We start from the raw sequence: 19,132 nt of genomic DNA, 5'->3' as shown, positions 1-19,132 counted from the left end.
CCCTGCTTCACAGATCGATCGCCGGGGCGGTGTTGGCCGGCCGCTGACGCTCAGGGGGATCGAATGCTGCTGCCTTTTGGGAGGCGGCTTGTTCTGGGGCCGAGCGTTCGACGCCGCTGCGTCGGGCGGAGCGGTCGACCTCATAGCGGGTGTAGGCGCTATCGGGGCCGACTCCGGTGGCGACGAACACTTCACCATCCATCCCGGTGTTCTCGTTGGTGTAGGTGCGGGTGTAGCCCTGGGCGAGGAACCGGTCGCCTTTGACGAAGTTCTCCGCGATCCGCCGAGCATTCTCGTCGTAGGCCACCAGCGTGTTGAAGGTCGTATCCAGCTTGGTGAACGAGCCGTCTGGTTCTCTGCGGGAATGCTCCTGGCCGAACCTGACCCGTACCCGCGGATCACCGTTCTGGGTTTGGGAGACCTGTGGTTCTGAGGCGATGAATCCCCTGATCGAGGGTCGAGTGTGAATCGACATCTTCTGCTCCTACCGTCTCTGGCGTCGCGCTCAGTCGATACGCGGCTGTGTCAGGCAGGTGCACACCCCCGCCCAGGCCGAACGCCCAGTCAGGAACCGGGTCGGCGGAGCAGAGCTTCGACCTCGGTCCGGTCGGTCTTGAGCTGAGCGGCGTCGCTGCGTGAGGGCCAGGCGCGCAGATCGGTCACGATGGGTGGTGCGGAGCGCAGGAGGGTGACACCGGTGCCGAACGGGAGGGTCCTTATCCGGTCGGGCGGCAGGATTGGCACCCGCCGTACCGAGCGCTGGTTGGAGCGGGTGCCGTGGTCGCCGAGGGTCACGCTGTCGGTGTACTCGTCGCGTTCCCCGATCAACGTGGAGAGGTCTTGGAGGTCGCGGCTGTTGGAGGCGCCGCCGAGGATGACCTTGACGATGGAGGCGTCCCAGATCGCTCCGGCGGCGTTGTCGGACCACTTCTCCCGCGCCTGCGCCAACGACTGAAGCACCGGCAGGGTCGTGATGCCGGTGCCGCCGCCTTCTGCCATCAGCGTGGGGAGGCTGGGTAGTGGGGCGAGGTTGCCGATCTCATCCAGAGCCAGCAGCAGCGGCGGGTCGAGCCGGGCACCCGGTGAGCGGGCGGCGATCCGGCGTGCGGTCTCGATGAGGTCTTCCACGAACGCCGCCACCAGCGCAGCCGATGCGCCGGCTCCGGCGCCGGTGGCGAGCAGGTAGAGGGTGCCGCGCTCTTGGAGGAAGGTTTCGGGGTCGAAGGCCTCGCCAGCCCTGGGTGAGACGGCATCGAGCACCCGTGGGTCAGCCAGCGCGCCGAGAGCGAGGGCGACGCCTTGCCAGATCGAGTCCCTCGTTTTGGGGTCGGAGTCGATCATCGCCCCGAGGGAGTCGGCCCACCCGGTGGCGGCCTGTGTGGTGTTGGTGAGGATGGCGACGGCTTCGGCGGCTGCGGTGGGGTCCAGGGTCCAGCGGAACAGCTCGGCCGGTGGCCGGTGGTCCAGTGCTGCGGCGTGCAGGAGAGCTTGGAGCGCGGTGCGGGTTTTGCCTTCCCAGAATCCGCCGGATTCGACCCCGCCGGCCGAGAGGCCGGTGGCGGAGGCGAGTCCGGTGGCGCGGATCATCGCCGTCAATGGGTCGTGACAGCCGCGGATGGGTGACCAGCGCATCCCGGCGGGGATGCCCTCGGCCAGGTGCTGGGGGTCGAAGACCGCCACCGGCCGACCCTCGCGCTGCTGAGCTTTGAGGGTGGCGGTGAGGTTGTCTGGGCGCGTGGAGGTGGTGACCACGGCACCGGGGGCGTCGAGGATGGAGTTGATGACCACGTGCAGGCCTTTGCCGGATCGTGGTGGGCCGATGAGTAGGATCGAGTCCTCCACCGATGCCCACACCTGCTTGCCTCGTGAGCGGCCGAGCAGATACCCCAGATCGGATGGAGCCGGGTCGTCCAGTGAGGGGCGCAGTGTCCCGGCGCGCTTTAGTAGTGCTTTGGATGAGGCGGTCTGGGTGACCTCGGGGCCGGTGGCGGTTCCGGTGAGGCGGCGTGGGTCGGTCTCGGCCTTCCTGGAACGGCGTCGGACCCGTATCCACACCCACGTCCCGGCCAGGGCGAGGCCAGTCAGCATCAGCCCGGTGATGGTCCAGTATGGGACCGGGTTCATCCCTTCGGCCTTCAACGCTGTCGCTGGGTCGGCGGGGTTGAACAGTACCCAGAGCCCGGACGCCGGACCGGTGTCCGGTTGGGGTGTGCCGGTGAGGAATGCCGCCACACTGCCGGCGGCGCGCAGGATCAGTGCGAACCCGAACATTCCCATCAGGCCGATGAGGGCGGCGTTGGTCAGCTCATCGCCCATGCTCCCGGTCTGCCGCTGTCCGGGGGCGCTCATGACAGCCGCCTGCGGACGGTGGTGCCCGAGACCCGACCGAACAGCACCGCCTCACCGGTGCCGTCGCGCAAGAGGTCCGCGAGCTGTGTGGTGTCGAGGAGAGCGCGGGCATGACCGATGCCGGTCGCGTCGGTCTGGGAGACGACGACCGCTACCGCGACATCCTCGCCGGGCACGAACCCCTCGCCAGTGACCTCCACCAGCTCCGCTCGCTTCTTGCGCCTGCTCTTGGCCTGCCTACTGCTCGGGGTCTCTGACTTACTTTCTTCGGGTTCTGCTGGTTTGGGTCGGCGGGCGTGGATGAGGTCGGTGAACACGGACCCGTCTGTTTCGTGGACCTCGATGCGCACCGCGACCCTCCGGTCCTCAGTGATCGCATCCAACAGGGCCCCGAAAGTTCTCCGCGTCCACTCAATGCCTTCCGCTGGTGGCGGGAACGCAGTACCGTCAACAGTGACATCCAGGACACCGGTTTCGGCGGCAGTGATGACCACATGCGGCAACACCACCGGGGTCCCTGAGCGTTCTCGCCGGGACGAGTGGCGTGGCTTCTTCGAAGGCATCACTTCACTCCTTGGGTGAGCCGAGAACTGGTATCGAACAGGTCCAACTCAGCCGGGTGGAGCTGGTGCTGGGTGATGAAGGCTCTGTCCTTGATCCGCCACAACCCCTGCCCAACCCCAAGGCTGGGGAGGAGTTTCTGCTCTGTGCCGGTCAGTCCGAGGGCTTTCGCGGTGGGTCCGAGCTGGTCGGACTCTTGGCGGTAGACGATCCTGGTCTCGGCGTTGGCCAGCAGGCTGTTGGCGAGGGAGCGCATGGCCGAGCCGGCATCGCCCACGTTGTCCAGGTCGGAGAGTTTGTGGAAGATCAGCATGTTCGCGATCCCGTAATGACGAGCGAGCCGCCAGTGCGCGTCCATGCGCTTCAACAGTGCGGGGTGGGACATGAGGCGCCAGGCTTCGTCGTATATCACCCACCGCTGTCCACCGGCCGGGTCCAGCAGGGCGGACTCCATCCACGCCGAGGAACAGGTCATCAACACCGAGATGAGGGTGCTGTTCTCGGTGACGCGGGAGAGGTCGAGGCTGATCATCGGCAGCGATGGGTCGAACCGGACGGTGCTCGGTCCGTCGAAGAGTCCTTGGAGGTCGCCGGCCACCAGCCGTCGTAGGGCGTGGCCGACGATCCGGCCATCCTCCGCGAGACGCCCATCGGTGTCGTTGTTCGGGGTGAGGATGTGGTCGACGACCATTGGAAGGATCGGCACCGTGTTCTCCCGCACCGTCTGCGTCAGCGCCAGGTCGATAGCGGTGTGCTCCAATGGCGTCAGCCCCCGCGCCAGCACGGTCTCGGCCAGCGCGCCGATGAGGTCCCGGCGACGGGAGGCGACCGTGGTGGCCCACTGCTCATCGGAGAGCCCGCCGGGTCGGTGGCCTTCGTCGAGCGGGTTCAGGCGAGTGTTGAGCCCGTGCCCGAGGACGATGGCGCGTCCGCCGACTGCTTCGGCAACGGCGGTGTGCTCACCCTTGGGATCACCGGGTACATAGACGCGGCGCCCGAACGGCAGCGATCGTGTGTAGAGGGACTTGGCGAGGGAGGATTTGCCGGAGCCGACGATCCCGGCCAGAACCACGTTGGGGGCGGTGATGATCCCGCGGGCATACAAGACCCAGGGGTCGTAGACGAAGCTGCCGCCGGAGTAGAGGTCCTGGCCGACGAACACGCCGTCGGAGCCGAGGCCGCCTTCGGCGACGAACGGATACGCCCCCGCCAACGTCGCGGAGGTGTCTTGGTGGCGCGGGAGCCGAAACCGCCCCGGGGTTCGCAGCGCGGCGGGGCCGGGTTCACCGGCTGCGGGCAGGTACTGGGTGGCGCGGCGTTCGGCGCGCTCGGCCTCGGCCTTCGCCTTCGCGGCGTGCTTCTCGGTGGCGCGTTGTTCGGCTTGGAGCTTTGCGGCGGCCTGGCGGCGCTGTTTACGCAGTCGGCGCCGTTCCTTGGCTGGGGCGACCAGCACCGAGGTGTGCAACCGGTCGTGATCGTGTTCGCGGCTGCTCATAGCGACAGGCCCCGCCCCGAGGCACCCGAGGAACGGGTGGGGGCGGCGAACCAGTCATGCTCCGGGTCGTTCATAGGCCTCCTGCCCACCGATTGGGGGCGCTTTATCGAGGGGCGTGGGTGCGGGGCGGCTGACCCGCGGCCACCGATGGCCTCCCGCGCCGAGACCGGACCTGCCGAAACCGGTTCAGGGACGGTGCGAGTGAGTTCTGGGTCGGGTGGCGGGGTGTAGGCGCGCAGCAGGCTGACATGGCCCAGGTCGTGGTTGTAGGTCAGGGCGTAGTCGCCCTCGGTGATGGTGCGATCCTGCGCCCCGGCAGGTGGGGTGTCGTAGGCGTAGCCGTTCTCCAACGCCGCATCAGTGGTCTCCTCCCCGACGTCGAAGCCACGCAGGTGCTCGATCGCCGCCTCGGTGCCCTGACGGTCGATCACATCGAGCACCTGGTCGGCCTGCTCGCCTTGGAGGAACACCACATTGAGCCACCGCCGCTGCGCGTCAGGTTCGACGGGCGATTCGATGGCTGGTTCGCGGTGCCAGGCGATCCGCCCCGACGCACTGTGGGCGGCGCTGAGCCGGTCCTCGGCCTGATCCAACAACGTCCCAGCCAGATGCAGTTCGTCGGCTGCTGCCAGCGCATCGGCTGCACCGGCGGTGTGGTTGCCGTCGTCGTCGAATGCGCGGTCCCGGTGGGTCAGGTGGGCGCCTGCGAGTTGGTCCAGTACCTGGCGCAGCGAACGGACACCAGCGGCGAGTTCACCGAATACTTGGTAGGTGTCGGCCGGGTCATCGAAGACCCGGCTGGCGTGGGCCAGGCCGCGCAGGGCCTCGGAGGCTTCTGCGGCATCGGCCAGTGGGTCGTGGAACGTGGGCATCGTGGGGCCTCCCGTGAACGCGAGCGGGTTTGGGGTCACGGGTCAGGTGCACGCGCCACATCACGACCGGCACCCGGGTCCGGTCAGACGCGGCGGCACAGCGGCAAGGCGGCGGCGGTGAACGCGGCGGCCTGCTGGCCGACCAGGAGACGGGTTTCGCAGGAGGCTTGGATGGCGGCCTGTTCGATCGCCGCGACCCCGGCCTCCAGCTCCTCAACCGTGGGTGCGGAGACGGAGATCAGACCGGTGTAGCGCAGCACGCCGTGGCCGGCGGTGAGGTCGGCTTCTTGTTGGAGGACGTCTTGGTATTCGGCGGTGTGGGCGGCGTCTTCGATCTGGCCGATCTTCGCCCGCTGCGCGGCGTCGCTGATGTGTTCGACCTTCTTCTTGCGGATATCCCTGACGGCCTGGTCTGAGCGCATCGGGGTGCAGAGCAGCGAGAACGACCGTTGGATGCCGGTGGAGAGCAGCACGGGTGAGAGGAATCCGGGGTAGACCATGGAGCGTGGCCACTCGCTGATCCAGAGCACGGCGTGGTGGGCTGAGTCGGTGCGCAGTCGGGTCCAGGACTCGTTGACCGCGACCGGTCCGGCGGTGGCGAGGTTCTGGCCGAGTTCGCCGTGACGTTCCAAGGTCGCGGCGATCGCCGGGTCATACGCGCTGCGCAGGATCACCGCGATCTCGCCCGGCGATAACCATCCCGAGGGGGTGAGATCGGCTGACCGGAGTGCGGCCACCAGTGTCGACATCTCTTGGCGCAGAACGGCGGCCGCACCACGGATACCGCCACCGGCGGTCTTGATCTGCCGGGCGGCCGTCTTCATATCCAACGACAGGCTCAGCGTGGTGGCGTGGCGTTCCCCGGCGGGTCCGGCCCGGGCGATCAGTTCGGCGTAGGTGGTCGCCGCCCAGGTGTCATCGGCGCTCCCGTGGGAGGCCCACCATTCGGCCAGGCCGGTGCCTGAGTCCGGCAGGGTGCGCTCCAAGACTTGGAGGGTGGCGATCCGTCCGGAGCGGCAGACGGTGGCCAGGACGCGTCCCCAGGAGGTGACCCGGCGTTCCTGCTCACCCGGGTCCAACAGCACGAACGCAGGGTGGCTGACGTCGCAGACCACGGTGAGGGTCTGGGCGTGGGGGTCGTGGACCATGCCTGCGTTCGTTTCGGGGTCGGTGTACTCGCGCAACCTGGCCATGTCACCCGGCAGCGCCAGGGTCCCGACCGGGCGCGGGGTGACGACCCGGTGCCGGTACAGCAGCTGTCCGCCGGTGGTGCGCCAGAGCCACCAGAACGCCACTGGCACCCACTCCACCGCGGGTCGCCCCGCGATGGGTATCCACGTCAAGGCCGCGGCCACCACCCAGACCGGGGCGGTGTAGGCCAGCAGGATGCCACCACCGGTGTAGAGCGCCCCCACGACCGAGAGGATGCCGGTGGCGAGGGTGATGAGCTGGGACAGCGAGAGCCCCAGGAGGATGCCGCGGCGGGTGAGGCGGGAGAACTTCACCGGCACCAACTCAGACGACACCGTGGTGTGTTCGTTCTGCTGTGTGGGCACGGCGGGTCACTCCTTCCCGGTCGGCTTCGGCGCCGGTGGCGGGGGTTGCTTGGGTGGACGCGGCTGCGGTGGTGAGGGACCCGCCGGCGGGGTCTTGGACTCAGCCGGCGGTGCGGTGGGTTTAGCCGAGGGCGTCTTGGGTGCCGGAGTCGACGGCGGAGGTGCTTGTGACGGGACTGGGGCGTTGCCGGTCTGACCGGCCGAATCCGCGGTCGACTCGGCCTGGCCACCCACGGCCTTTCCCGCCTTGGGGCCGGCGGTCGCTGTGTCTTTGGCGACCTTCGCCCCGACCACGGCCGCCGCACCCGGACCAGCCGCAGCACCGGCACCCGCGCCGGCCCCAGCGCTGGAACCAGCTCCTGCACTGGCTCCTGTACTGGCTGCTGCTCCGCCGCCAGCACTCGTTCCTGCGGAGCCGCCCGCGGCGGCCTGACCCCCACCAGCCCCAGCCGAGCCAGCAGTGCCACTGGATGCCTGGGATGCGGCGGTTTTCTGCGCCGGCGGCTTCTTCCCACCAACGCCACCACCACCACCGTCGCCCCCGCTTCCTCCGTCACCACTGCCACCGCTGCCGCCGCCGGGCTGGCTGCCGCTGGGTTTGCCGCCGCCGTCGTTGTCGAGGACCTTCTTCGGCCCCTCCCCGGCCGGCTTGTTGGGGGCAGGTACAGGGCGGTTCATCGCGCCCTTGGCTTCCTGCTCGGAACTCATGGCGTGGTACATGTCGAAGCCGACAAAGCTGATGAACTTATAGGTCATATACGGGGCGAAGGCGGCGATGAACATCAGCACGATCCCGGCAATCGGATCGCTGATCGAGGCCAGGTCCGCCTCGATGGGCGCCGAGACCTGGGTGATCGCAACGAGGAAGATCACCACCAGCACCAGCTTGGAGAAGATCAGCGCCAGGACGAAGGCCGCCCATTTGGAGAACCACCCCTTGGTCGCATCCCAGCTACTGCCGGCCAGGGCGATGGGGGCGAAGACGATCGCCACCAGCAACAGTGCGCTGCGCATCAGCAGGGAGAACCACACGATCGCCGCCGCGCTGATGGCCAGCCCGGCCAGAAAGATGGTGATGATCGCCCCCACCCCGGGAGCGGCGATATTGACCGCGGTCAACCCGGTGGCGAGCAGGGCGATCCTCTCACCCATGTCTTCCATGGTGTTGCCGGTGGCCTGGACGATGCCGAGGGTGAGTTGGTCAGTGATCTCCAACAACAGGGCAACGATCGCGATCACCACAAACGAGCCAAGCACGCTCTTGGCGAGCCCGAGGGCTGCACGGGATAAGGCGGTGGGGTCGCGGCGGATCAGCCCGGTGATCAGTTGCAGGCAGAAGAAGATCAGCATGATGAACACCGCGACGCCGAAGAGCACGTTATAGACCCCGATGTACTCATCACTGGTGACGTTGACCCTGGTGGTGGTGTCGAACACCGACCAGACCGCTTCGAAGAGCCAACCGGCGGCGGCACCCATCGCAGATGCGAGCCAGTCGAAGGGGGCCGAGACCAGGGTCGCGGCGGCTTCACCGGCCACATCGCAGACCGAGGAGATGATGGGAACATCGCACACACCCACCGCAAATCACTCCCTAGAGATTCTGAGTTGGTGGGTGGGGTTAGACCTGCTGGCCGACGTCCCAGAAGAAGTTGATCAGCGTCACCGCGGCACCACAGATGATCGCCGCACCACAAGAGACCAGCACTCCGATCTTGCCCCGGCCCGCCAGGTGAGGGTTGCTGCTGTTGGCGCCGAAGCCCCACACGATCGCGGAGATGATCAGCGCCAGCACCGAGAGGATCAGCCCGATGGTCATCACCGCCCCGACGATGGTCCGCAACTGGGAGATGCCCGGCAGGCCGGACTCATTGGGGCTGATGTCGATCTGCATCGGCACCACCAGCGCGTTCAGGGCGGTGGCGGCTTCCAGGGCGAGAGTCAAAGTGTTCACAGCGGGGTACTCCTTCACAGACGAGACGAGATAGGGAGGGTTCTCGCCCATCAGGTGCACTGCGCTGTCCGGGATAGCGTGGGAGACATGAGCAGGCAGGTGGTGTTGGCGGCCAGTGCGGTGATCACTGACGCCGCCGGGCGGGTGCTGCTGATCAGGCGCGGCAGCGAGCCGGGGCGTGGCTTGTGGTCTGTGCCCGGCGGGAGCCTTGATCCCGGCGAGACCTTGGAAGAAGCGGCAGCGCGCGAGGCGCTGGAGGAGACTGGACTGATTGTGGAGGTCGGCCGGGAGCTGTGGAGGCTGCGGGTGCCTGTCGGGGATGGGCGGGTTTATGAGATCCATGACTTCGCCGCCACCGTCACCGGCGGCACTCTGGTCCCTGGCGATGACGCCGAGGACGCCCGATGGGTGAGCCCCGAGGAGATCGACACCCTGGCGGTGACCGACGATCTGGCCGGGTATCTGCGCCGGGCCGGCATCATCCCGCCTGCAAGTACGAGCGCCGCGGGCGGGTAACGGGCTAGAGGGTGGAGCCGAGGTCGATGAGCCAGTTCAGCCACGCCACTCCACCGCCGGCCAGGACTGCGGCTCCCAGGGCGGCCCAGGCGCCGATCCTGGCTTTGGTCGCCGCGCCGTGGTGACCATTGGATGAGGCAAGTGCCCACACGATGGCGCAGACAATCAGCATCAGCACCGCGACGATCAGCACGAACATCAGCAGAGCGCCGATGACCTCGCGCAGCTCACCGATGCCTTCCAAGCCCTCGAAATCAGGGAACACATTCATGGTCATCACGGACCGACCGGCGGAGGCGAGTATTTGAAGCGTGCGAAATTCATGTCTGTGAGGTGAGCGGGCGGGGTCGCGTAGTCGGGCTGGGAGTGACTAGCGTCGAAGCATGCAGGCATGGACTGAGGAGCAGGGTGTGGTCGAGCTGCCCGATGGCCGGCGCATCCGCGGCGCCTCAGCGCGCCGGCGCGGCGGTGAGGTCCCCGCACCGGACTTCGCGGTCTACCTGCTCGCCCGTGAACCCCAGCAGAAGCAGTGGCCCTACCAGTGGGTGCGATGGCGTGACTTCGGTCTGCCTGCCTCCACAGGTGAGGCGGTGGAGACCCTGGCCGAGGCGTACCACCGTGCCGGTGAGCACAGGGTCGAGATCGCCTGTGGTTCCGGGGTGGGCCGCACCGGAACCGCGCTGGCGTTGCTGGCCGCCATGAGCGGTGTTGCCCCAACTGAGGCGGTGGCGTGGGTACGCGCCCATTACCATCGCCGTGCGGTGGAGACCCGCGGCCAACGACGCTGGGTCGAGGCAACAGCGGCGTCATTGCCACCGCGCGACCCCGATCGTTGAGCCTGACATCTAATGCAGGATTCGTACACCTGATGTAACTTCCGAGATTACTCGGCGGCTGAGAGGTGCACATGGTCGTAATGGCCTCCTGTGATGGATTCGGCGTCGTGCATGCCGCCGCCGTCGTAGTCGCGCCATCCTTCATCGGCGCGGGGGGCGACCCAGATTTGTCCCTGCCAGATCAGATAGTTCACACCCAGTGTTTCGGCGTGTTCTTGGAGCCAGTTCGTCACTGCCCAGCCCAGTTCAAGGGCATCACCGGCAGCTGGTTCGCCGATGGCGTTGCCGAAGGTCCCATCGCAGGCGCGTCCGAGGGGGTGGTCGGAGTCCTGACCGGGCCGGGGTGAGTAGCAGACCCAGTCCGCGTCGGGGAATGCTGTTTGGACTTTGTGGAGGATGTGGGCGGTGCGGGCGGTGATCTGCCCATCAGTGGTCGGATCATCCACGAACTGATCGGGGTCGCCGCCGGTGAAGGGTTCTGGTTCGCCGGCTTCGCTGGCATCGGGTTCGCAGCCGGGCTCAGTCTCGGTGACAGGTGCCTGGTCGCCGCCGGTGATGCCCTCGGCATCCTGGTTCAGCAGCCATTGTTCGGGGTCGGTGGTTTCGGCGTCCTGTCCGCCGGGGCGGATCTCCAGATGCAGGTGGGGTCCGGTGGAGCGGCCGGAGGAGCCGACGTCGCCGATGTGCTGCCCAGCGCTCACGGTCTCGCCGTCGCTGACGTGGATGCCGTGTTCCCACATGTGCACATACGTGCTGGTGACTGTCTGTGCGCCCACGGTGTGTTCCAGCACGATCACCCCGCCGCGGGCCTCGGTGTAGGAAGCGGACAAGACTCGGCCATCGGCTACAGCGAACAGGGGTGTGCCGTCGGGGGCGGCCCAGTCGGTGCCAGCATGAAGCGTCTGCTCGCCGGTGAAGGGGTCGGTGCGCCATCCGTAGTCGCTGGTCTTGACCCAGGTGCCCTCCGGCAGCGGGAAGACGACCCGGCTGGTCTCAGGCGCCGAGGTGGTGCCGCTATCCCCGCTACCGGTGCCGGTGGGTCGGGTGAGGGTGGTCAGGATGGTCTCGGCGACTGGCTGATAGTTCTGATACCTCTCCGGGTAGGCGGAGCGTTCCACTGCTTGGGCGGCTTCGCCGGGGTCCATGTCTTCCCAGCCGTCGATGTCCAACAGACCCGGTGGGTCGGGGTGGTTGGGGCCTTCGGGTCCGCCGTAGAACGCCCGGGTCTGATAGTCGGGGTCCATGAGTTCGGCGACGGTGCCCCAGCCTGTGGCGGGGCGCATCTGGAACAGGCCAAGCGAGTCGTGGTCGGAGCCGTCCCCGTCATTGGGGTGCTCCGCTGACTCCGGGTAGGCGCTGGTGTTGGACAGCATCCGCAAATCCGATTCAGTCAGGGCGGCCATCAGCGCGACCAGCACGCCCTGCTCGTTGATGCCTTCGGTCTGATCGCCGGTGGTGATGATGGTGGCGGCGTGCTTCAACTGTGGTCGGGTCAGGGTGATGGTCTCGTCGTTGTCGGTGGTCGCGGTCAGGGAGTCGGGGATCTCCTGGACGGTCAGGTCCGTCTCGCCGGGGATACACACGGAGGCATCGGCACGGGCACCGGGGTTCAGCAGCACCCCCACTCCCAGGAGCACGACGGATGGTCCGAGCATGAACACCGCGGCCACCAGGACGATCAGCGCCTTCTTCACAGTCAGATCACCTCCGGGTTCCCTCAGCGCAGGGGGTTGTCGAGCTGGGAGAGCCGCAGCAGATAGCAGCTCTCACCCGGTGGGCAGGCGATAAACACGGTGAACGCCACCGCATGCTCCGAGGCAACAGGTTCGTTGTTCCAGATGCCGTCTCGGTGGCGGGTGCCCTCGATCGTGTAGGCGATCGCACCTGGGGGTAGCTGCCCGGCCTGGGTCTGCTCGACCGCCTCAGCCCACGCCTCGGGCACGAATGCGTTCTCGATGCTCAGGTGTTGGGTGGTGGAGTATTGGCGCAACTCGACCCATGACTCCTGGGCGGGGAGGTAGGTGGCAATGTCCGAGGCCAGACCGGCCTGTTCGGCACCGGTGGGATCACCCACAGCGAGGATCACGCTGGTGTAGTCCAGGGGCATGAACCCCGAGGCGGTATCCCAAGCGAACAGCGTCTCCGCGACGTTGCGGGCGAAGGTCTCAGCATCAGTGGAAGCAGGCACGCTCGACAAAGACGGTGGCGTGCTCGGCTCCGGATCATCCGGTGCGGTGACCACCGGCCCAGGCGAGACATCGCCGCTGTCGTCGTTGTGGGTGCCGGGGGTGGGTGCCGGTGGGCCGGTGATCAGCCCGTAGAGACCGACCCCGGTTACCAGCAGCAGGATGATTCCTGCGGCCAGCGCGGCGATGAGTCGCCGACGGATACGGGGCTGGGAAAGATCGGGAGTCTTCATACCCACCAGGTGCACCACCGCCACCCCTGCGGCAGCCCGGTCAGTGCAGGCGATGGTTAGAGGGCGTGTAGGTGCGCCCGGACTGGGGCGGGCTGGCCCTGGTCTGGAGTGTTGCGGTGGTGGGCGGTGCGGAGCTGATCGGCGAACCTGCTGGTGCCCTCAGCGGTGGTTAGGAAGGACTCGATCTGCTCTTCGGTTAACTCGGTCGCCAGGTGGTCAGCGTCGTAGTGGGTCCACCAGTGGGCCAGTTCGCCCCAGGTGAGGAGGAATGCCCGGACCGGATAGCGTGTCGGCTCGCCGTCGTCATTGGTCACCCGCGCGGGGCGGGGTGTGCGCTTGGTGGCCTTGGCGTTCTTGGCCCGGGTTAGGGCCTCGGCGGCGAGTTGATGCAGGTCCGCTTCCCGGTGTTCCTGGGCGGCCTCAGCCGCAGTGCGGATGACTTCGTAGACCGGATGCACCGGGGCGCCGGCGTCGATGCGCTCCAGTTCGGCGGTGACCTTTTCGCGTAGCTCGGCTGGTTGTGCTGGGTCTTCGGCGATCTTCTGGAGGTAGCCGATCTTCTCCAACGTGGTGTGCGAGGCTCCGCCAGGGATCATGGCCGCCGCCTGTTGCCGTGCCTCGCCGAGAGCTTGTGACGGTCCCGCAAAATTTGCGGGACCGTCATCGTCGGGCTGATTCTCCGAGCTGAACTGGGTTGCTGCTTTCCTGCGGTCGGCGTCCTCGGCCATCAACACCCTCAGCTCGCGGTAGAGGGCGGCGGCCTCGGTCTGGGTGAGCGGCTTGTGCAGGACGTTGTCGTCTTGTTCGGCCAGCAGGTGCCCCAGCCGGTCGGAGATGCCCGAGCGGACCCAGACGTTGACTTTGCGCCAGCCCAGGGTCTTGATCGCTGCCAACCTCCTGGCCCCGCACACCAGCGCTCCTTCGGGGGTGATGGTGATCGGCTGCAAGAGTCCTTCGCGGTCGATGGAGGCGGCGAGTTCGTTGATGTCGCCCAGCTCGGTGCGGTGCCTGGTCCCGACATGGATCGCTTCGATGGTGCGTTCCAGCTCGATGTAGCCTGCCGGTGCGTTCATGGGGAATCACCCCCACCGCGCTGGGGCTCGCGGCGGTGACTCCCATGGCGGTAGTTCCCGGTGGTGGGTGCGGCGAGGGAGATGGTCAGGATGAGGTCGTCATCGCGCAGCAGCGCCGGCAGGGACTCACCGATCACCAGGCGAAGCAGCACACCCCGCCCCGCGGTGGTGGCGGCATAGGCCGGGTGCGGGTTGCCCAGCAGCGCCTTCAACAGTGCCGACCACGAGCGGCCGGGGATATCCAGTAACGCCCGAGCGTGCTTATCGCGGCGCAGGGTTTCGTAGGCGGCCTGGCGGGCCCCGGTCTTGGTCAACACCGCGCACGCGTGCTCGATCCCGGCCCGTGCGGTGGCCGGGGGCCAGTCCAGCAGACTGAACAGCGCGATCGCGTCCTCCATCGCCGAGGATGCCGAAGTGCATGCCCGAGACGAGGCCAGGGAATCGGTGTCCTCATCGCGTGTGGCCGGGGTGTCGTCAGTGACGTGGAAGGCCGGGTGGTAGTCGGTCAGGGGGTTCTCTCGGTCGGAGAACCGTTCAGGGTCGTGGAACGCCGCAACATGGGGACGCCTGGCTTGGTGGACTGAGCACAGCAGTCCTTGGGCGCGCGCCTCGAAGATGCACGTGATCCGCACCGCATGGGTGATCACCGCCCACGGATCACGTGCCTCACGAGTCGCGCGGGTCCGCATCACATCGAAGGCCGCAGTCGCGGCCTCCCACGGGTCCAGACCGTGTTTCCTGGCCAGCGGCTCGTATTTCTGCGCCGCATAGCCCATCAGCTCCGCGGCGCCCGGATCGTGGGTCCATGCTCCAGGTCCGGCGGCGTGGAGACGATGCAGCAGAGACCGCAGGCCCTCGCTGGTGCTGAAGTCCTCACCACCCTCACCGTCAGGGATGTCTCGGGCGGTGTTGCTTGTTGTGCTCATGGTTGGGGCACCTCCTGGCAGACAGGTGCGCGCGGCTGCCACGACTGGGAGCTCGTGGTCGTTGCTCTGGGGTCGCATGGGTCATCACCGGCCTCATGCCCTCCCGACCGCAGAACGGGTCGGAGACTGGCCGGCGTGACCGCGACCGAAAGCCTGCAGCGGCGGCAAATGCTTGGCCCGTTCGCCCAGGTGTGTGGCCCCGGCGACCATCGGGGCGCGGGCTTTGCGGGCGAGTTCAGTCTCGAAGTCGATCCCGCGACCGGCCAGGCTCGCCGAACCCCGGGCGATCAGATCACTGGGACGCACCCACGCCACACCACCACCGGCACGCCGCTCATGGGCGGCATGCTTCGCCTGGTCGCGTTGGATGCGGGCAGCCTGCACCGCCTCCGGGGTACCGGCGGCTTCCGGCGACCTGGCCTTGCCGTTCTGCGACCCCGGTACTGGTTGCCGGCGGGCGTTCAGGCCGCGCGGACCATGGGGGTCGTGCGGATGGGACCGCTGCTGGTGTTGGGGCTGTGGGTTCATGACAACTTCTCCTTCTCGCTCGTTTGCTCGTTCTGTTTCTCGGGGTCTGATGCCTCGGGTGGGTCGGTTGCGGTGAACCACCGGCCGACCGTGCTGGGATGCACCGCCAGCTCGCGGGCGATCTGCTTGTTCGACCAGCCCTCATCGCGCAACCGGGCAGCCTGCGTCCGCCGATCCACCACGCCATTGGCGTCTCTGCTATCCGCTGGTGGCGATTCCGGGTCCCCGCCACCTGCGATGGAGGTGACCGGCTCAGCGCTTTGAGTCGGCTCCGGCGCGGCCTCTGTTGTGGGCAGCGACGCGTGCTCTGGTGCAGACGGCTCGGGAAGCACCGGCTCGGTGGGAGGCTGCGATGACCCCGCGACTGGTGAGGGTGCCCGCGTGCCGGTCGTGGGGGTGGTGTGTTGGATCAGCACCACGGTCAGGTGTGTGATCGATAGCAGCACCACCGGTGGCACCGAGGCCACCGCGGCGGCCAGTACGGCGGGGACGTCGCTGTCGGCGGCGACGATCGCGTGGATGGCGTTGGCGGTCACCGAGATCGCCGCCCCGCCGATCAGCAGCGCCCACGGATACCAGGCCGCCCGCTGCCCGGCCAAAGCGACCACCGCGACGGTGGCGACAACGATGATGCCGTCCACGATCAGCGGCCAGGCCCAGGCCTGTCCGGCCCCGATTCCCGAGCGCTGGGCCAGATCAGCCAACGCGGTGAAGCTCAGCCAGAACGCCCCGAGCGCGATCACCACAGTGCCGGCCACCGCGGTGGAGACCGCCCACCGGTGCCCGGTCGTGGCGCGTCTTACCGGTGCGTTCATGACAGCCCCCGGTAGACCGGCACCTGCCCAGTCTTCGAGGGCGAGCGGTGTGGCACGTACTCCGGACCGGGACCCTCGCGCTGTACGTCACCGGTGGGTGTGGTGTTGGTGGTGGGGGTGTGGACGGTGCGGTAGGCGCTGCGCACGGTGCGGGTGACCTCGCGCTCGCTCAGCCCGGCCTGCCCGCCGGCGGCGGCCAGCACATCGAGCGCCTCCGAGGGTGCCAGACCGTTTTCGGCTAGGCGGCACGCGGCCCAGAACACGCCCCGGTTCCGCTCACCCTCAGCCCGCTGGGCCACCCACGCCGCCAACCGCTCAACGTCCGCCTCTGGACTCTGACCCGGTACACGCGTTGGTCGGCGCGGCATCGTTGGGCGGGGGTCGAGGAAGTCACGCAACCGGCCCGAGTCGACCACACCGGCCGGGCCGGTGTTGATGCTCCGGATCCGGTAGAAGGCCTCGGTGCCGTTGACGGTCCGGCGTGAGGGTGGGGCGATGATGTAGCCGCCCTCGCCACGGAAGTCGATCCCCGCCCGCGCCGCCTGCCACGACCGCTGCTCAGTGTCCGGGTCTGCCGGGAAGTAGGCGTGCAGCCCGCCCGAGGGAGAGTGGGCCAGCAGCTCCCACCCTGAGACCAGTCCGGCCCGCTGGGCACGAGCGAACGCCTGAGGGCCATCGGCGGGGCCGTGGACGTCCACATCGACCACCACGACCCCGGACGCCTGCCCGGTGGGGATGCCGATGTTCGCACGAGGATGCTGCTGCCACCACGCCGTGACCTGCTTGGGGTTGGTGGTGGCGTCGTGGAAGCCACGGGTGGTGATCGGATGCTTTCCGCCCGGGGCGCACGGGAACACCGGCACCCCATTGCGGGCATAGGCAGCAGCCGCCGCACCCGGCGGCCAGGCCTCGCTGATCCGCTCCGCGGCGGCCGTGAACGCACCGTGTTCGGCCATCACAGCCCCCGCCCTGCGCTCTGCGTCACCCTGGCGGGCCCGCGTGCGGGCACCTGTGTCGTGGGTGGCCTCGCATGCCCAGTCGAAGGAGCCGAGCGGTCAGGTGCTTGACGCGTCGTGGTCTCACGGGTCAGGCCTGGCGGGGTGCCATCGGACACCTGAGCGGTATCAAGTTGGTCCAGAATCTCCGAGGCGGTCTTACGCACCCGTTCCCCGGTGGCCTGTACTACCTCCGCCGGTTCCTTGCCATCGACCTGGCTCGCCCAGGTCGAGACGTACGGGATCGTGTAGCTGGTGGTGTCCATTCCGTGTGCAGCGCCGATCATCAGTGCCACCGACTCGGCCTCGACCTCACCGATCCCGCGATGCTGGCGGGCATCCTCAGCATCGGGCCCGTGCATGAGGACGTGAGCCAGTTCGTGGCTGAGAGTTTTCGTCTGGGCGGCGGGGTCCATGTTCTGCCGGACCGCGACTGTCTTGGCGGTGTAGTCGGTGAGTCCGTTGGCGCCGTGGATCATGCCCTCATGCGGCACCGACACCAGCTCGAACCCCGCGGCCTGGACCTGCTCGGTGAGCCCGTTCCACAGCCCGGCCGGGGCCTCACCCTCCAGCAGCTTCGGCGCCGTAGGCTCAGGGATCGGATCACCCTGAGTCTGGGTCACGTCCCACACATACGCCGGGCGCACCCCCACCATCCGCGTGCGCACCACCTCACCGGCCCGTGGCTTCTCACCCTTGCCCAGGCGCCGCCACGAGTCCGCGTCCTGTGGTGTGGCGGTGGCGAACCGGCCGGTCACCGGGGCGAGAATCTGATAGCCCGGCTGGCCTTTCTCAACCTGGCGGCCGAGCTGTTGCCACTGCCGGTAGCCGGCCACATGCGAGGGCAACGGCTCGGGCACCCTGCCCTGTTCAAAGGCCTCGGCGTGGGCTGCGAAGATCAGCACAGTGTTGTTGAAGCTGCGCGAGCGGAACTGAGCGGCGAACGTCATCGCCGCCGCCCAGTCATCCCCGGACACAAGCTGCTCAACCGCGCCGGTCAGCCGCTGGTGCAGCTCATCGAGCTTGGCCTCCCGTGCGGCCTGCGTCTCGTGCGTTGATCGCCTCGCCATCATCCGCCTCCCTCTGGCAACCCGGCCCCATCAGTAGGGCCGCTACAGTTGCCAGGTGCGTCAGGAGAACCAGGCGTGTGGAGAAACGGTCAGCGAACAAACCAGTCGGTCACGTCGCCGCCAGGAACACCCCGATGCGCCTGACGTGAACTATCTGGCATACCAACCAGACGCCGGCCAGAAGTCCGTTCCGTCGAAAGTCCGGGTTCTGACCGGACGTCAATGTCCGATCGCCGGACGTCTCACCGGGTCTCGCTCAGACTCCGGTACTCGCGCGGACTCAAGCCGGTGCACTCCTTGAACGCATCATGGGCGCGCGAGCGACTACGCCACCCCGCAGCGCGCCCGGCTTCGCTGATCGGAGCGTCGGTCTCCCGTAGCAGCCTCGCCATCTCCGCCACTCGTAGGCGAGTCTGATACGCCCGCGGAGTTAGTCCGAAGGCGTCCGAGAACACTCGGCTCAATTGCTTCGGAGACAGATGGACCATCGCGGCGAGTTCGTCCAGTGACCAAGAGCGGGGCGGATCATCGCGCAGCAGATCGCGTACCCGCGTGGCCTCCTCACGCATCGGCACGAACCGACGATGCCTCGGAACAGTCAGCCGTGCCCGCGCTCGCTGCGTCGGGGAGAGCCGCATCGGCGAGACCTTCACATACGGGGCGATCACATCAGCAATCGAGAACCACAGCGCCTGCATCCTGTTGAACCGCGCCGTGTATGCCCCGTCAACGCTCAGCCGCACCAGCTCGTCCAGCCACGGCATCAACAGACCCACACGATCCACACCAAGACTCAGAATCTGAGCCGGTTCTGAGTAGACCGTCTTGGCGAACCCCACGGCATCGAGCCGATCATGGAGGACATCGGCGTACTGCCAGAACAAAAGGTCGAGTACATAGTCGGTATCGAGATAGATCGTGGTGACCGTGACCTGCCCCTCTGGCTCCGTCCCGGCCAGCACATGTGCGCCCAGCAAGACGACATCGCCGAGACTGACCGGGCGCTGTCCGAACTCCGAATAGATGATCGCTGAGCCGTCCCGCACCACGATGATTTTGATGCAGTCATACGTGGTCGGACCGGCAGGGCAGTGCAGCGAGCAGTTGCGCACAACCAGTGGCTCAAAACCCCCAGGCACGTTGCGATGGACTCATCTGCGACGTGTT

General features: G+C 67.6%; 20 protein-coding genes. 2 read left to right on the top strand and 18 right to left on the bottom strand.

Annotation, left to right across the window (positions count from 1 at the left end):
- Positions 1–7: 7 nt before the first annotated feature.
- The 8 genes from F0311_RS16195 to F0311_RS16160 all read right to left on the bottom strand — a co-directional run bounded on the left by F0311_RS16195 (position 8) and on the right by F0311_RS16160 (position 8,727).
- Entirely contained in the window at positions 8–475 is a 468-nt protein-coding gene (locus tag F0311_RS16195; RefSeq protein WP_150462980.1) for a single-stranded DNA-binding protein, read from the bottom strand.
- Positions 476–564: 89 nt separating this feature from the next.
- The gene (locus F0311_RS16190) at positions 565–2,349 is read right to left on the bottom strand and encodes a type IV secretory system conjugative DNA transfer family protein (RefSeq protein WP_150462979.1); all 1,785 of its coding nucleotides are present in this window, start codon (positions 2,347–2,349) and stop codon (positions 565–567) included.
- Positions 2,346–2,912: a hypothetical protein gene (locus F0311_RS16185; protein WP_150462978.1), complete on the bottom strand. Its 567-nt coding sequence runs from the start codon at positions 2,910–2,912 to the stop codon at positions 2,346–2,348. The genes F0311_RS16190 and F0311_RS16185 overlap by 4 nt, the downstream gene beginning before the upstream one ends.
- The gene (locus tag F0311_RS16180; RefSeq protein ID WP_150462977.1) at positions 2,912–4,405 is read right to left on the bottom strand and encodes an ATP-binding protein; all 1,494 of its coding nucleotides are present in this window, start codon (positions 4,403–4,405) and stop codon (positions 2,912–2,914) included. Before F0311_RS16180 ends, F0311_RS16185 begins: the two co-directional genes overlap by 1 nt.
- Entirely contained in the window at positions 4,402–5,277 is an 876-nt protein-coding gene (locus F0311_RS16175) for a hypothetical protein (protein WP_150462976.1), read from the bottom strand. Before F0311_RS16175 ends, F0311_RS16180 begins: the two co-directional genes overlap by 4 nt.
- Before the next feature lie 83 nt (positions 5,278–5,360).
- Positions 5,361–6,833, bottom strand: coding sequence for an SCO6880 family protein (locus F0311_RS16170; RefSeq protein WP_150462975.1), 1,473 nt, complete (start codon positions 6,831–6,833; stop codon positions 5,361–5,363).
- Between the two features lie 6 nt (positions 6,834–6,839).
- Positions 6,840–8,414: a conjugal transfer protein TrbL gene (locus tag F0311_RS16165; protein ID WP_150462974.1), complete on the bottom strand. Its 1,575-nt coding sequence runs from the start codon at positions 8,412–8,414 to the stop codon at positions 6,840–6,842.
- Positions 8,415–8,454: 40 nt separating this feature from the next.
- On the bottom strand, positions 8,455–8,727 hold the full coding sequence (locus tag F0311_RS16160) for a DUF6112 family protein (RefSeq protein ID WP_150463020.1): 273 nt from the start codon (positions 8,725–8,727) through the stop codon (positions 8,455–8,457).
- Positions 8,728–8,874: 147 nt separating this feature from the next.
- Here F0311_RS16160 and F0311_RS16155 point away from each other — a divergent pair, with 147 nt between their 5' ends.
- Positions 8,875–9,303, top strand: coding sequence for an NUDIX domain-containing protein (locus F0311_RS16155; protein WP_150462973.1), 429 nt, complete (start codon positions 8,875–8,877; stop codon positions 9,301–9,303).
- A 4-nt stretch (positions 9,304–9,307) separates the two neighbouring features.
- Here the strand turns inward: F0311_RS16155 and F0311_RS16150 are convergent, their stop codons facing one another.
- Positions 9,308–9,574: a DUF6112 family protein gene (locus F0311_RS16150; RefSeq protein ID WP_150463019.1), complete on the bottom strand. Its 267-nt coding sequence runs from the start codon at positions 9,572–9,574 to the stop codon at positions 9,308–9,310.
- Positions 9,575–9,686: 112 nt separating this feature from the next.
- Here F0311_RS16150 and F0311_RS16145 point away from each other — a divergent pair, with 112 nt between their 5' ends.
- Complete coding sequence (locus tag F0311_RS16145) at positions 9,687–10,139, top strand: protein-tyrosine phosphatase family protein (protein ID WP_150462972.1); 453 nt, start codon at positions 9,687–9,689, stop codon at positions 10,137–10,139.
- 47 nt (positions 10,140–10,186) lie between these two features.
- On the opposite strand, the gene F0311_RS16140 is transcribed toward F0311_RS16145, so the two are convergent.
- From F0311_RS16140 to F0311_RS16100, 9 genes are all read right to left on the bottom strand, one after another.
- Positions 10,187–11,794: a M23 family metallopeptidase gene (locus F0311_RS16140; protein WP_150463018.1), complete on the bottom strand. Its 1,608-nt coding sequence runs from the start codon at positions 11,792–11,794 to the stop codon at positions 10,187–10,189.
- 62 nt (positions 11,795–11,856) lie between these two features.
- Positions 11,857–12,558, bottom strand: a complete 702-nt coding sequence (locus F0311_RS16135) for a hypothetical protein (RefSeq protein ID WP_150463017.1) — start codon at positions 12,556–12,558, stop codon at positions 11,857–11,859.
- 56 nt (positions 12,559–12,614) lie between these two features.
- Complete coding sequence (locus tag F0311_RS16130) at positions 12,615–13,631, bottom strand: ParB N-terminal domain-containing protein (RefSeq protein WP_150462971.1); 1,017 nt, start codon at positions 13,629–13,631, stop codon at positions 12,615–12,617.
- Complete coding sequence (locus tag F0311_RS16125; protein WP_150462970.1) at positions 13,628–14,557, bottom strand: hypothetical protein; 930 nt, start codon at positions 14,555–14,557, stop codon at positions 13,628–13,630. Before F0311_RS16125 ends, F0311_RS16130 begins: the two co-directional genes overlap by 4 nt.
- Before the next feature lie 93 nt (positions 14,558–14,650).
- Complete coding sequence (locus tag F0311_RS16120) at positions 14,651–15,085, bottom strand: hypothetical protein (RefSeq protein ID WP_150462969.1); 435 nt, start codon at positions 15,083–15,085, stop codon at positions 14,651–14,653.
- Positions 15,082–15,900, bottom strand: a complete 819-nt coding sequence (locus F0311_RS16115) for a DUF2637 domain-containing protein (protein ID WP_150462968.1) — start codon at positions 15,898–15,900, stop codon at positions 15,082–15,084. The genes F0311_RS16120 and F0311_RS16115 overlap by 4 nt, the downstream gene beginning before the upstream one ends.
- Entirely contained in the window at positions 15,897–16,856 is a 960-nt protein-coding gene (locus F0311_RS16110; protein ID WP_150462967.1) for a bifunctional DNA primase/polymerase, read from the bottom strand. Before F0311_RS16110 ends, F0311_RS16115 begins: the two co-directional genes overlap by 4 nt.
- Complete coding sequence (locus F0311_RS16105) at positions 16,856–17,968, bottom strand: ArdC-like ssDNA-binding domain-containing protein (protein WP_150462966.1); 1,113 nt, start codon at positions 17,966–17,968, stop codon at positions 16,856–16,858. The genes F0311_RS16110 and F0311_RS16105 overlap by 1 nt, the downstream gene beginning before the upstream one ends.
- 239 nt (positions 17,969–18,207) lie before the next feature.
- A complete protein-coding gene (locus tag F0311_RS16100) occupies positions 18,208–19,011 on the bottom strand; it encodes a helix-turn-helix transcriptional regulator (protein WP_223881428.1) in 804 nt (267 codons plus the stop codon).
- Between the last annotated feature and the right edge of the window lie 121 nt (positions 19,012–19,132).

The sequence above is a fragment of the Nesterenkonia ebinurensis genome (genome assembly GCF_008711175.1).
Lineage (GTDB): Bacteria > Actinomycetota > Actinomycetes > Actinomycetales > Micrococcaceae > Nesterenkonia > Nesterenkonia ebinurensis.
The sequence above is the reverse complement of the archived record's forward strand: the minus strand, read 5'-3'. Positions and strand labels throughout refer to the sequence as shown.

Bases quoted from the DNA above. Each gene is read 5' to 3' on its own strand.
- F0311_RS16195 (WP_150462980.1), bottom strand. From the start codon at position 475: ATGTCGATTCACACTCGACCCTCGATCAGGGGATTCATCGCCTCAGAA.
- F0311_RS16190 (WP_150462979.1), bottom strand. From the start codon at position 2,349: ATGAGCGCCCCCGGACAGCGGCAGACCGGGAGCATGGGCGATGAGCTG.
- F0311_RS16185 (WP_150462978.1), bottom strand. From the start codon at position 2,912: ATGCCTTCGAAGAAGCCACGCCACTCGTCCCGGCGAGAACGCTCAGGG.
- F0311_RS16180 (WP_150462977.1), bottom strand. From the start codon at position 4,405: ATGAGCAGCCGCGAACACGATCACGACCGGTTGCACACCTCGGTGCTG.
- F0311_RS16175 (WP_150462976.1), bottom strand. From the start codon at position 5,277: ATGCCCACGTTCCACGACCCACTGGCCGATGCCGCAGAAGCCTCCGAG.
- F0311_RS16160 (WP_150463020.1), bottom strand. From the start codon at position 8,727: ATGCAGATCGACATCAGCCCCAATGAGTCCGGCCTGCCGGGCATCTCC.
- F0311_RS16155 (WP_150462973.1), top strand. From the start codon at position 8,875: ATGAGCAGGCAGGTGGTGTTGGCGGCCAGTGCGGTGATCACTGACGCC.
- F0311_RS16150 (WP_150463019.1), bottom strand. From the start codon at position 9,574: ATGAATGTGTTCCCTGATTTCGAGGGCTTGGAAGGCATCGGTGAGCTG.
- F0311_RS16145 (WP_150462972.1), top strand. From the start codon at position 9,687: ATGCAGGCATGGACTGAGGAGCAGGGTGTGGTCGAGCTGCCCGATGGC.
- F0311_RS16140 (WP_150463018.1), bottom strand. From the start codon at position 11,794: ATGCTCGGACCATCCGTCGTGCTCCTGGGAGTGGGGGTGCTGCTGAAC.
- F0311_RS16135 (WP_150463017.1), bottom strand. From the start codon at position 12,558: ATGAAGACTCCCGATCTTTCCCAGCCCCGTATCCGTCGGCGACTCATC.
- F0311_RS16130 (WP_150462971.1), bottom strand. From the start codon at position 13,631: ATGAACGCACCGGCAGGCTACATCGAGCTGGAACGCACCATCGAAGCG.
- F0311_RS16125 (WP_150462970.1), bottom strand. From the start codon at position 14,557: ATGAGCACAACAAGCAACACCGCCCGAGACATCCCTGACGGTGAGGGT.
- F0311_RS16120 (WP_150462969.1), bottom strand. From the start codon at position 15,085: ATGAACCCACAGCCCCAACACCAGCAGCGGTCCCATCCGCACGACCCC.
- F0311_RS16115 (WP_150462968.1), bottom strand. From the start codon at position 15,900: ATGAACGCACCGGTAAGACGCGCCACGACCGGGCACCGGTGGGCGGTC.
- F0311_RS16110 (WP_150462967.1), bottom strand. From the start codon at position 16,856: ATGGCCGAACACGGTGCGTTCACGGCCGCCGCGGAGCGGATCAGCGAG.
- F0311_RS16105 (WP_150462966.1), bottom strand. From the start codon at position 17,968: ATGATGGCGAGGCGATCAACGCACGAGACGCAGGCCGCACGGGAGGCC.